The sequence below is a fragment of the Bacillus sp. OxB-1 genome (assembly GCF_000829195.1).
In the GTDB taxonomy this organism is placed as follows: domain Bacteria; phylum Bacillota; class Bacilli; order Bacillales_A; family Planococcaceae; genus Sporosarcina.
In genome coordinates this window covers 1,606,461-1,618,088 of the sequence record NZ_AP013294.1, presented here as the reverse complement: position 1 = coordinate 1,618,088, position 11,628 = coordinate 1,606,461, and the positions used below count along the sequence as shown (strand labels likewise).

Sequence of the window (11,628 nt, the reverse complement as noted above, 5' to 3'; positions counted from 1 at the left end):
AAAACTTCCCCCCTGACAATGGACACATCCACGAAAAAAAGCCGCCCCCGCAGGAACGGCTTCTCTCCATCCAGTCATTCCACCGGAAACACCCGGCCCCTCTCATCTTTAAAAACAACATGATGGCGCTCGAGTTTCGTCGGGGAATCGAGCCCTGCCGCTGCAGCCACGCGGTACAGGCCTTCGCGCATCGTCAAAATATAATTGGCGACACGGTATTTCTTTTCCTCGATGACGAGCCCTTGCTGTAACTTTTCATTAGTCGTTGCGACGCCGGCCGGGCAGTCATTCCTATGGCAACGTTGCGCCATGATGCAACCGACTGAAATCATGAAACCGCGGGCGATTTGCACTAAGTCTGCTCCCATTGCAAGGGCGATCGCGGCTTTGTCCGGTGTTGTGATTTTACCCGATGCGATAAGTTTCACCCGATCGCGCACTTCGTATTTCCTCAGTGCATCGTCCAACAAAACAAGAGCGGAATGGAGCGGTAATCCGACACTATCCGCCAGATCCTGATACGTGGCACCGGATCCTCCCTCCGCACCGTCCAGCGAGATAAAATCCGGACCCTTGCCTGTCTGTTGCATGAAATGAGCCAATTCCTCGGCATCCTCCTTGCCGCCGATGACAATTTTGATTCCGACCGGCTTACCCGCATGTGTGCGGACTTCCTCGATAAATGAAAATAAAGAAGGTAAATCATCAAACTGATGGAATCGGTTCGGACTGTTGATCGTCGTAAACGGCACAACATTCCGGATGGCCGCGATTTCCTCGGTCACCTTATCCCCTTCCACATGTCCTCCACGCATTTTAGCTCCTTGGGCAAGTTTCAGTTCGAATGCCTTCACCTGGGGGAGCGCCGCTTTTTCGAGCAGCCGCTCCAAACTGAACTCCCCCTCCTCCGTCCGATACCCGAACAGACCCGAACTGATCTGGGCAATCAAATCTGCGCCCCCTTCCAAATGATACGGCGACAGACCGCCCTCCCCCGTATTCATCCAAGAACCAGGCGTAAGACCGATTCCTTTGGATAAAGCGGTGATTGCATGCTCCCCGAGCGCACCGTAACTCATCGCCGACTGACCGAGCAGCCCGCGCACACGGAAAGGATGCTCACAATCCGGGCCGATCACGACGGCATCCTCATCCGGAAGAAGCCACGGCAATGCCGGAATGTCCTCCAAATGTTCATCACGAGAAAACAGACCTTCTTCTTCAATCACATACCGTTTCGTATTCACCAAATCGGCATTATCGACTCGCATCTCTTCAGTCTGCTTCGTGAACATCGCATTCCGTATATAATATCCCGATTCCCGGAAATCCCGCTTCGAACCGAAGCCGATGACGCTGTTTAAATATTTCCCAGGCAACACCATCTTCAAATACTCATCTCGGCTGAACGGCTTTCCCTCATGATCCGCATCGAACAAATACTGACGCATCTCGGGCCCCGTCTTTTCCGTTATATACCGGACCCGCCCCAATATAGGATAGTTTCGAAGAATGGCGTGCTGCTTTTGCATCCGATCGTAATAATAAAGGAAAATACCTGTTAAAATCGGCAAGACAATCAGAAATATTACTAACAAAGCTGATGTCATCGAAATACTTTCAAACCAATTCAACGCTCCACCCCGCTTAATCGTTTTATCTTTGTTTTACCCTACCGCCTGCTTAATTAACCGTAGTTGGATGGAATTTTGAGGTCGAGTGAGTTTGGAGCAGGTATGTTGCGAGGTGGGGAAGATGTGTTTTGAGGTTTGGGAAGAATGTTTGGAAAGGTGGCCGTAGCGTTTCGAGGTTCGGGGAGAATGTTTGGAAAGGTGGCCGTAGCGTTTCGAGGTTCGGGGAGAATGTTTGGAAGGGTGGCCGTAGCGTTTCGAGGTTCGGGGAGAATGTTTGGAAGGGTGGCCGTAGCGTTTCGAGGTTCGGGGAGAATGTTGTGAGGCGAAAGGCTTTTATTGCGAGGTTTGTTGGAAACGTTGCAAAGTTGGAGGAGTTCATTTTGAAAGGTAAATAAAAACGTTTGGAGGGGGGCAAAACGTTTCGAGGTTCGAGGAGTTTGTTGTGAGGTGGATGGAGTTTGTTGCGAGGTTCATTGGAAACGTTGTGGAGCCAGGGCTCTTCGTAAGGTAAATGATTACATTGTAAGGGCCACGAAGCATTTCGAGGTTTGCTGGTATCATCGTAAACTTGTGAAGGATTGTTGAAAGGTTAATTATGATTTGCGGCATTTCTCATTCTCATTGCTATCTAAACGGCAAAAGGGGCTGTCCAGAAAGTGGATTTTCCGGTTAAACACGCAAAAAGCAAGGGCTCTGGTCGCTTTCCGCGGGCCAGCCGACGAGCCTCCTCCGGCATACAGCCGTGCGGGGTCTCGTCGGCCGGCTTTCCCGCAGGAGTCTCCCGGCGCCCTTGCTTTTTGCTAGTATCCAACTCTGTGCCTGGACTTTTCGGACAGCCCCGATATTATTTTAGCGTTTTCCTTCTACATAATAGAGAGTGATCGGACTTCCATCTGTCCATTTTCCATCGGTGACAGTCAGTAGCTTGATACCGCCTTTAACTGGATAGGATTGGACAACATAATCTCTTCCATTATCCGCATTGACTAAGGTGAAACCGTATGGACGGATTTCCCATGTACCAGTCAAGTTTCCTTCTGGACCGCCAGTTCTTGTATAAGTGCCATTCGAATTAATTGTCAACGTCCCAAAATCCACATACGCCAATTCGAGATTCCAAGTGCCGAAAAATTCATTGTTCACTGGAAGCCCACCGCTGCCCCCACTGTAGTCAACTAACAAGTGAGTATTGATATCGGAACGGGCTGATTCCTTTTTCTCATCCCAATATTCCAATGTCACATAGAATTCAACATTCTTACCGATGATGCTCTTATCTTTAATGTCAATATGGACTTCATTTGTCGGGATAATATAATCCTGATCATTATAGTCGAGTAGTCTCACAAACTCGCTCGTACCCTCCGTTCTATAATAGAGTCGATATCCCGCTAAATTCGTTGCTCTGCTTGGCAACCAAGTGACATAAAGTCTATACGGATTCAACTCAGATCGATTCACGACTAAACCCGAATGCCACCCTTCATCCGGGTTGTCATCATCCGCTTCCACAACAAATGGCATAGAAACGCCTGTCTTCAAATTTGTGCCTGCTGCGCTTTTCACTTCCTTCGAAATGTAAATCGTGTATTTTTCCAGAGGATTATACGGATATCTTGGCGCAACATAAACAATCAGGCCGTCTGAAGAAACGCGTGGAGTGCTTTCAAATATTTTCCCACTTGAATCTTTTACATACACTGTTTGCGATGTAACAGTAGCCGGATTGACCGGTTTGCTGAATGTAACTTTCCACTCTTTCATCGGATCTTTTGTCGGTTTCTGAGGCTTCTGCGTAAAATCCTTCTCCACCGGATCCACTGGATTTGGATCTACCGGTTCAGGATCGACGGGCTTTTCCTCTTCGATCACATACGTGAAATGAACGGCATTCGCCGATTTCTGATCAATCCGAATCTGTACATATTTCCCGTCGCTCGCCTCAATTACAAAGACATCACCTACCTGAAAAGTTGCACTCTGTCGCGGATCACCGAAACCATCCGTAGGGAACCTAAAACTCTTTCGGTCAATCAATTCCTTAAAAGTGCTTAACCCGGATATTTTCCTGGCCCCTATACTGCTGTTCACGTTAATAATTAGATCCGCCATTGTTCGATCTTTGACAATCGATTCGGTTTCTACATCAAATCCTCCATCTTTCAACACATCATCCGACCATGAAAGTGTGTATGGGTACAACGGCTGATAAACACCCTTTTTCTCAGCCGACCAGTAGATCCCCTCCTGTGCAGAGGCTCCCCCACCCCCCAAGAGAAATAAGATCACCACTAGAAAACTGAACCACTTTTTCATCACATTACCTCCTCTGAATTAAATTTCAGAAAAATTTGATTTAATCCATTTTTACCATGAGAAAAGTTGCAAGTCAACTAGATTTCCATTTAAATTATTATTATGCTAATAATGTTTTCCAGTAAATCATTTTTTCTTTCTAAGATGTGAGTTAGGCGTACTTCTTCAAGGGTCCGATAGAAGAACTCCCTTGCAACAACCTAAAATAAACTGTTTATTACCAACAAAGAGAAAAGATTTTTTGCAGTCTTTGTCCTATTTTAGCGAAGTATGCGGTAACTTTTTCATTTAATTAAAAGAGGTTTTTCATTATTTCAATAAAATTAATTCCAGCTCTGAAAAGTATGCAAAATAACAGGTGGTTTTTTAATTCTCGTAAGGGGAAAATAATAAGAAGAGTATTGACCACTTTAAGAAGGAGGAAATCCATTGAATTTCCCTATCGAATCGTATTCATTTCAAATCACACCAATTTTCCGTCATATCCAACTGTCCGTGGAAGTCGCCGGGGCTTATTTGCATCAAGGTGATACAAAGGAAACATTGCAATTTTACAGTAGCGAAACGGCATTCCGGCAAGGTGAACCGTATTTCGGTGCAATCCAATACGAGGGCAGCAATGACTACGACAAAAAAGAGCCCTCCCTGGTCAGTTGGCGTTTCAAACGCGCCAACCTACCGGGAGAGCTGAAGCAAGAGCTGGAAACGATTGAAGCGTTTCGAAAAGACACGAATTCGGGTCCTCCAACCGATCCGGAGGCGGAATCGATTGCCTTCAAATTCGATCGCTTCAACCTGGCTGCCAAAGCAACGATCAAAGAAATCCGAAACGCACTTGAAAATTATTTATTCACGATTCATCTGGAAGAAAACGAAATTTGACAATTCAGCGATCCAAACGGACAATATCCGTCAAATCATTCGGAATGCCTGCCAACAAATCCCGAATGAGCTTTGCACCGAGCATGCTGTACACCGTGCCGTTCCCACCTAGGCCGATCAAGTACAGCAAACGGGGAAATTTCGGATGCCTGCCTATCATAGGCAGGTTATCCGTCGACTCCCCAAACATGGCTGCCCATATATGATCGATTTCTATCGGCATCTCCGGGAATAGGTCCTCCAGCTTCCTCATTAGTTGCTCCCCCTTGGAATGAAGGACCGATCGATTATGTAGCAGACTTGATATTTCTTCGTCCAAACCTCCGATGATGATTCGGTCATCTTCTGTCAGACGCGCATAGAGGTAAGGCCGTTCCGTCTCCCAAATCATCATTCGTTCTTTCCATGTCGACACGTCTTCCATCGGTTTCGTAGCCATCGCAAATGTGCGGTTCAATTTTTCCTTTCCATGGTCTAAACAGGGGGAGGTAGTATAGCCAGTCGTGAAAACAACTTTTCCCGCACGAATCTCTCCGTTCGTTGTCTCCAACCTCACTTCCTCCTTCGTCGAATGAATCTCTAAGACTCTAGTGTTTTCATAAATATGTACTCCCTGCTTCTCCGCAAAACGAACCGCCCCCCGACAGAGCCGCAATGGATTCACCTCGGCATCCCCGTGTGTGATGATCGCTCCCGCCTTCGAAAAAGGAAAGGCTGATTCCACCTCTTCCGGTGTCCAATACTCCGCAGAAAACCCATACTGCCGCAATGCTTGCCATTCTTTCCGCAGGCGAGGGACATCATCCTCCGTACTGGCATAGTAAAGACTGCTCCGCCTTCGGAATTGAGCATCCAATGGCAAGCTTGCCGTCACTTTTTCCAATTGCCCAATTGCAGCCTCACACGCTTTATAAAAACGGACAGCCGGGTCGTTCCCGATCTGCTCCATCAATTCGTGCAGCATAATGTCATTCGAATATTGCAGAAGTCCCGTGTTAGCCGATGTGCTGCCGTGCCCGATCTCCTTTTCTTCGATTAGGGCGACTTGTAAATCCTCTTGGGAAAGTATGTATGCACAAAGCGCCCCGGATATCCCGCCTCCGACTATGGCTATATCATAATATGCGGCTGGTACAGGTTGACGGAAAGGAGGCAATCCCTCCTCAACTGTTGTCCGCCAATATAAAGAACCCGTATGAAAATCCATCCCACTCACTCCTCGTTGAAAAATACCCGAAGTGAACGGAGAAGAAACATCCAGTTGATCCGGACAGCTGGAGCCGTCTGTTGGACTCCTATAGGAAATGGATGCCTTTCGGCTTCCCCACTCTTGTTTTTGTTTCACCCGCTTCCCCCTGATAGAACGGGGAAGTCGTAGGTACGCAATGCTTGCCATTCTTTCCGCAGGCGAGGGACATCATCCTCCGTACTGGCATAGTAAAGACTGCTCCGCCTTCGGAATTGAGCATCCAATGGCAAGCTTGCCGTCACTTTTTCCAATTGCCCAATTGCAGCCTCACACGCTTTATAAAAACGGACAGCCGGGTCGTTCCCGATCTGCTCCATCAATTCGTGCAGCATAATGTCATTCGAATATTGCAGAAGTCCCGTGTTAGCCGATGTGCTGCCGTGCCCGATCTCCTTTTCTTCGATTAGGGCGACTTGTAAATCCTCTTGGGAAAGTATGTATGCACAAAGCGCCCCGGATATCCCGCCTCCGACTATGGCTATATCATAATATGCGGCTGGTACAGGTTGACGGAAAGGAGGCAATCCCTCCTCAACTGTTGTCCGCCAATATAAAGAACCCGTATGAAAATCCATCCCACTCACTCCTCGTTGAAAAATACCCGAAGTGAACGGAGAAGAAACAAGCAGCTCCCTCGGCTGCCCATCCATTCTTGACAGAGTTTCAAAACAAAAAAACCAGCCCTTCGGACGAGGAAGGGCTGGTGCTATCGTATGAGGAAAATAAGGAAATCTATTCCTTATAAACTAAGGACCTTTTCCAAATGCTTAATAGTCGGTGTTAAATTTGCAAAGAAGTAGGCTTCACGTAATCGTCTCGCTGGGGCACTCGCTTGGAGATAAGCGGCACTTCCGTTGTGAAGCATGGCAGCCTGCACTGCTTCCAACGTCAAATAGGCCGCGGCAAGACGAACTTTAGCAATTTCCTTCCAATTGAGGGATTCCTCCAAAATGAGGGAAAGCAGTTTCTGGCGCAATGCCTCCTCCCTCAATTGCAATTCCGGTGATTGGACACGCAAATACTGATTGCAGCCGTTTTGCCGATTGGCCATTTTCTCGATCGAATGGACAGACGCATTTGTCACGCCGAATCCAAGTGGAATTTGGTAGGCGATGAACGTCGGGCGAACTTCCGCCACAAACGCATTGGCATCTTCCGATAACACCCGATCGTCCGAGATGAACACCTCTTTGAATGTACAGCTATATGTCGCACTGCCGTTCAACCCCAAGTAATCCGTTTTTTCCTTGAACTTCAATCCGGGAGAATTGCAGGAGACGAATATCATGATCTGCCCGGTTTCATTCAGCCCGGCGATTGCTCCGAAATAATGGTCTTTCCCGAGATTGGAAACGGAAGGAAGAACGCCGGATACCAAATAGCCGCCATCCGTGCGTTTCGCGGTCAAATGAAGGGATTCCAATCCTGCGTAGTGTTTCATCGGATTCGACAACCCGGTGGCCCCGAGCAAAGTTCCATCTTCCAGACTCGTCAACAGATCGGCTTTCAACTTTTCATTTTTTGTCGTCCGGACATACGTTAAAGCAGCGAGGTGGCACCACAGGCAGAATGCAGTCGTCATGCATGTTTTGGCAGTCTCGCCGACAAAGAACAATCCGTCCGCAAGCACTTCCGCTTGGGGACGGCCCCCAGATGACAACAGACCCGATTCGCCCAGCTTGCGAAGAAAGCTCTCCGCGTAAAAAGCATCTTGATCAATCTTTTTCACATATGGCTTCAGTTCCTGCGCAATCAATTCAGCAAGCACTTCCTGTTTTTCCATTACCATGGGCATGGTGCCACCTCCGCTTTATTTCCTAACTCGTTACTCGTTTTCTGTCAAGATTTCCGTTATGGAGTCGATCGGCGTTTGGACTGCTTCCCGTGCACGTTTGACAGCCGCTTCGTCCGGCGCATCATAGAAGCATAGACATTTCGACATATCCTCACAGACGTACGTTCTAGCAAATGATACTTCCGGCACTTCTTCGTAGTGGACGGAATTTTTCTTTTTCCGCGCCAAGTATTGATCCATTGTCAAGTCTTCCGGCAAGTTCCATTCGACCAAATAATTGACGAGATCTTTGTTTTGCTTCACGTTTTCCAAGTCATCTCCGACTAGACGGACATCTTTGACCAGTTCAACCGGAATCCCTGCTTCCTTCACGACGCTTGTAGCCGTTTCTTGGTCAGCCGACTCAACAATGAAGAACGAACGGGAGAAATCTTTAGACACTTGAATTTCAATCAGCGCTGATTGTTGAGCACCAAGATTTTCTTGCAATTGTGCCGCTTTTTGATCCAAAGCCGCTTTCGAGTCCACAATCCCTTTTAAAGACGATTCGATTAAAAATAAGCCCATTTGTAAAAACCTCTCTTTTCCTATTGTTATTGTATGTTATACTAATCATATTAATATAGTAGGTTAATAAAAGCAACCCACAAATACCGAAAGGACGAAATTAGAATGAAGCCACGATACAATCTACCTTGCAACATTGCTCAATCGCTCAATATCATCGGGGATCGCTGGACGCTGTTGATTGTCCATGAAATCCTAGTCGGTCGAACGACATTCAATGAAATCAAACAGGCCTTGAACGGACTGTCCGCCAACATGCTGTCCGAGCGGCTCAAAATGCTGGAAGCGGAAGGCCTTGTGCAATCCGAACTTTATTCGACCCATCCGCCACGTTATCACTATACGCTGACGACTAGCGGAGAAGCGCTTGAACATGTCTTTAACGCTCTGCTTCTATGGGGACGCGACCATTTGGAAACTTGTTATAAGAAACTCATCCATTCCGGGACGGGAGACGAAGTCGAAATCGGCTATTACTCCAAACGGACCGGGGAGCGCGTGGACGACCTGCGCGCCATCAGCATCGAAGACCCGTTGCTGCAAGAATCTTGATAGGGAGACCGCCAGCAATCGGCGGTCTTTTTACGTTGCCGGCGGCGTGCCGAAATGGCGGCCGACCCAATGCTCCAAAAACGTGATGAACCGATCCAGTACAAAACCGCTTAACCCGATGATGACAATTCCCGCCAATACATGGTCGAGCTTCAATGTATTCCGGGCATCGATAATCAAAAACCCAAGTCCTGATTGAGCTCCGACCATTTCTCCGGCAACGAGGAACACCCAAGCCGTCCCGAGCGCCAAGTGCAAGCCATTCATAATGGAAGGAAATGCGGCCGGGAAAATGATTTTATACATGAGCGGCCATTTGCGAATCTCCATATTTTCGGCGATTTTCAAATAATCCTGATCGATTTTCCGGACGCCCGACACCGTCGTCAACAGAACTGGGAAAAAGGCGGCGATGAAAATGATCGCAATAGCTGGCATATTCCCGATTCCAAACCACAGAACGATGAAGGGCGACCAAGCGACCGGGGACACCGGGCGCAACACTTGAACGACTGGATCAACAATCTGCCAAGCCCGCGGCATCCTCCCGAGGAGCATACCAAGCAGGATGGCGGGGACGATGGCGAGCAAATACCCCGCCGCAAACCGTCCTAGACTGACCCGCAAATGTTCGAACAATGTGCCGTCCACGAATAATGTCGATATTGCGTGTGCGACAGTGAGAGGAGACGGAAACAGCGCCTCCTCATATCCCCCAATCCAGATGATCCCCTGCCACACGATGACAAGCAAGACCATGCCGATGATGAAATTTGACGTCTTCCTCAACCAACCCATTGCGTTCACTTCACTTTATCGATAAATGTATTGTCCACGAACTCTTCATATGCCGGCGGATTTTCCGTCAAGCCCATTTCCACCATGAATCCGGACAATTTGTCATATTCGCTTTCTTCAATCCGCAGGTCATCATAGGAGATCCATTCGAGAGATAATTCAAGGACTTCTTTATCCACTTTCATGAACTCTCCGAATGATTCATAGACCGCATCGTCTTTTTGATTCGCCAGCTCTCCGCCTTTAACGTATTGATCTACAAACGCTTGGACTGTCTCTCCATCCTTTTGGATTGTGTCATTGCGTAAGACAAGTACACAGCAGTACGACTCTGGCCAAATCTCCTCAGAATGGTAATGGACTTTCCCTTTGTCCAGCACGACAGCCTGCGCTCCGAACGGCTCGGCTACGACATAGCCCGCAATCCGATTTTCCGAGAGGGCAGCCGGCATTTCGGCAGGTGCCATTTCAACGACGTTGACGTCTTCATAGGTCATTCCGTCTTTTTTCAGCATTTCATTCAACAAAATATTATGGGATGAAAATTTATGCGGGATGGCATAGGTGGCTCCTTCCAAATCCGCGGTTTCCTGAATATCATTGGAAGTGACAAGGACGTTTCCGTCTTTATGGCCGAGTGCAACCGCTTTTAGATCGATTCCTTGTTCTTTAGCCATCATAGCGAGCTCTACAAGGACAGAAGCCCCATCAATCCGCCCCGTATTCAGCGCATCCATCAAATCCGGCCAAGAACCGAATTTGACCATTTCAACATCCTGGCCCTCGAACTGTTCGTCATGAACATGCGCTTCCATATAAAGCGGGCCCGCGTGGGTGATTGGCAAATACCCGATCTTCAAGGTCTTCTTCCCGCCTTCGCTGGCCGATTCTTCTTTCGTCTGGCCGCATGCCGTTGTGAATGCCAATAGCAAGACTAGCAGCAATAAGGATAGTTTTCTCATTTCGTTTCCTCCACTTAAATCGAATATTCAGGGACTGTTGGTGCCCCGCTCAATTCGAACTCCTCTAATATTTTTTTACGGTAATAATGGAAATCGCCATGCGTACGATCTCGCGGTTTTCCTTGATTGATCGTCAATTCGTTATAAATTTTGCCGGGGTGCGAACTCATGATCAGCACCCGGTCGGATAAATAGACCGCTTCATCGATATCATGCGTCACTAGTAAAATCGTAGTCTTCTTCTGCGTTTGGATGCGAATCAACTCATCTTGCAAATTATAGCGGTTGAATGTATCCAGTGCCGCAAACGGTTCATCCATCAAAATGACATCCGGCTGAATGGCAAATGCCCGGGCAATCGCGACCCGCTGCTGCATTCCTCCGGACAATTCATGCGGGAATTGGTGTTGATGCTGATCCAGTCCGACTAATTTCAGTGCTTCCAAGACTCGCTCTTTCTTCTCAGCGGCCGGAATCGCTTCCCCTTCCAACCCAAGCTCCACATTCTTCAAAACAGATCGCCATGGTAGGAGATTTCGTTGTTGAAATAACATCACACAACGTTTCGTCGGACGGACTACTTCTGCTCCATCCAACAGGACCGAGCCCGTATCAGGCTTCAAAAATCCGCCCACCATATTGAGAAGCGTACTTTTTCCACATCCGCTCTTCCCGAGCAGCGTGACAATTTCCCCTTTATTCACATGAAAAGAGACATCATCCAAAATATGAGCCGACTTCCCCTTCGTGTGAAACGTTTTATCCACCCCGGCTACCGTAATCATCCGTCTTCCCCTTTCATCAGAAGTAAATTCATAATTCCTATTAGTTTAGTTTGTATTAAGGTTAGTTTAAACCACTTCGTTAGAAAAT

Annotated in this window: 11 protein-coding genes; 2 read left to right on the top strand and 9 right to left on the bottom strand. The window is 47.7% G+C overall.

Annotation, left to right across the window (positions count from 1 at the left end):
• Nucleotides 1-74: 74 nt before the first annotated feature.
• Together OXB_RS08065 and OXB_RS08055 are read right to left on the bottom strand one after the other, a co-directional pair.
• Nucleotides 75-1,610, bottom strand: coding sequence for an FMN-binding glutamate synthase family protein (locus OXB_RS08065; RefSeq protein WP_041076484.1), 1,536 nt, complete (start codon nt 1,608-1,610; stop codon nt 75-77).
• A gap of 873 nt (nt 1,611-2,483) precedes the next feature.
• Complete coding sequence (locus tag OXB_RS08055) at nt 2,484-3,950, bottom strand: Ig-like domain-containing protein (RefSeq protein WP_041073303.1); 1,467 nt, start codon at nt 3,948-3,950, stop codon at nt 2,484-2,486.
• 429 nt (nt 3,951-4,379) lie between these two features.
• Between OXB_RS08055 and OXB_RS08050 the strand changes: the two genes are divergently transcribed.
• Nucleotides 4,380-4,832 (top strand): hypothetical protein, encoded by a 453-nt coding sequence (locus OXB_RS08050; RefSeq protein ID WP_052483920.1) that lies wholly within the window; start codon nt 4,380-4,382, stop codon nt 4,830-4,832.
• A gap of 4 nt (nt 4,833-4,836) precedes the next feature.
• Here OXB_RS08050 and OXB_RS08045 read toward each other — a convergent pair whose 3' ends face one another.
• The 4 genes from OXB_RS08045 to OXB_RS08030 all read right to left on the bottom strand — a co-directional run bounded on the left by OXB_RS08045 (nt 4,837) and on the right by OXB_RS08030 (nt 8,443).
• The gene (locus tag OXB_RS08045) at nt 4,837-6,177 is read right to left on the bottom strand and encodes an NAD(P)/FAD-dependent oxidoreductase (protein ID WP_158333663.1); all 1,341 of its coding nucleotides are present in this window, start codon (nt 6,175-6,177) and stop codon (nt 4,837-4,839) included.
• A complete protein-coding gene (locus tag OXB_RS08040; protein WP_052483919.1) occupies nt 6,174-6,656 on the bottom strand; it encodes an NAD(P)/FAD-dependent oxidoreductase in 483 nt (160 codons plus the stop codon). Before OXB_RS08040 ends, OXB_RS08045 begins: the two co-directional genes overlap by 4 nt.
• A gap of 164 nt (nt 6,657-6,820) precedes the next feature.
• Nucleotides 6,821-7,876 carry an acyl-CoA dehydrogenase gene (locus OXB_RS08035; RefSeq protein ID WP_442852891.1) on the bottom strand — a complete coding sequence of 352 codons (1,056 nt, stop codon included), beginning with the start codon at nt 7,874-7,876 and terminating at the stop codon, nt 6,821-6,823.
• A 30-nt stretch (nt 7,877-7,906) separates the two neighbouring features.
• Nucleotides 7,907-8,443, bottom strand: a complete 537-nt coding sequence (locus OXB_RS08030) for a DUF4242 domain-containing protein (RefSeq protein WP_041073302.1) — start codon at nt 8,441-8,443, stop codon at nt 7,907-7,909.
• A 105-nt stretch (nt 8,444-8,548) separates the two neighbouring features.
• Here OXB_RS08030 and OXB_RS08025 point away from each other — a divergent pair, with 105 nt between their 5' ends.
• A complete protein-coding gene (locus OXB_RS08025; protein ID WP_041073300.1) occupies nt 8,549-8,995 on the top strand; it encodes a winged helix-turn-helix transcriptional regulator in 447 nt (148 codons plus the stop codon).
• A gap of 30 nt (nt 8,996-9,025) precedes the next feature.
• Here OXB_RS08025 and OXB_RS08020 read toward each other — a convergent pair whose 3' ends face one another.
• The 3 genes from OXB_RS08020 to OXB_RS08010 are packed head-to-tail and all read right to left on the bottom strand — an operon-like array spanning nt 9,026 to nt 11,540.
• A complete protein-coding gene (locus tag OXB_RS08020) occupies nt 9,026-9,793 on the bottom strand; it encodes an ABC transporter permease (protein WP_041073298.1) in 768 nt (255 codons plus the stop codon).
• A 5-nt stretch (nt 9,794-9,798) separates the two neighbouring features.
• Nucleotides 9,799-10,755 carry an ABC transporter substrate-binding protein gene (locus OXB_RS08015; RefSeq protein WP_041073296.1) on the bottom strand — a complete coding sequence of 319 codons (957 nt, stop codon included), beginning with the start codon at nt 10,753-10,755 and terminating at the stop codon, nt 9,799-9,801.
• A 14-nt stretch (nt 10,756-10,769) separates the two neighbouring features.
• Nucleotides 10,770-11,540 (bottom strand): ABC transporter ATP-binding protein, encoded by a 771-nt coding sequence (locus OXB_RS08010; RefSeq protein WP_041073294.1) that lies wholly within the window; start codon nt 11,538-11,540, stop codon nt 10,770-10,772.
• Between the last annotated feature and the right edge of the window lie 88 nt (nt 11,541-11,628).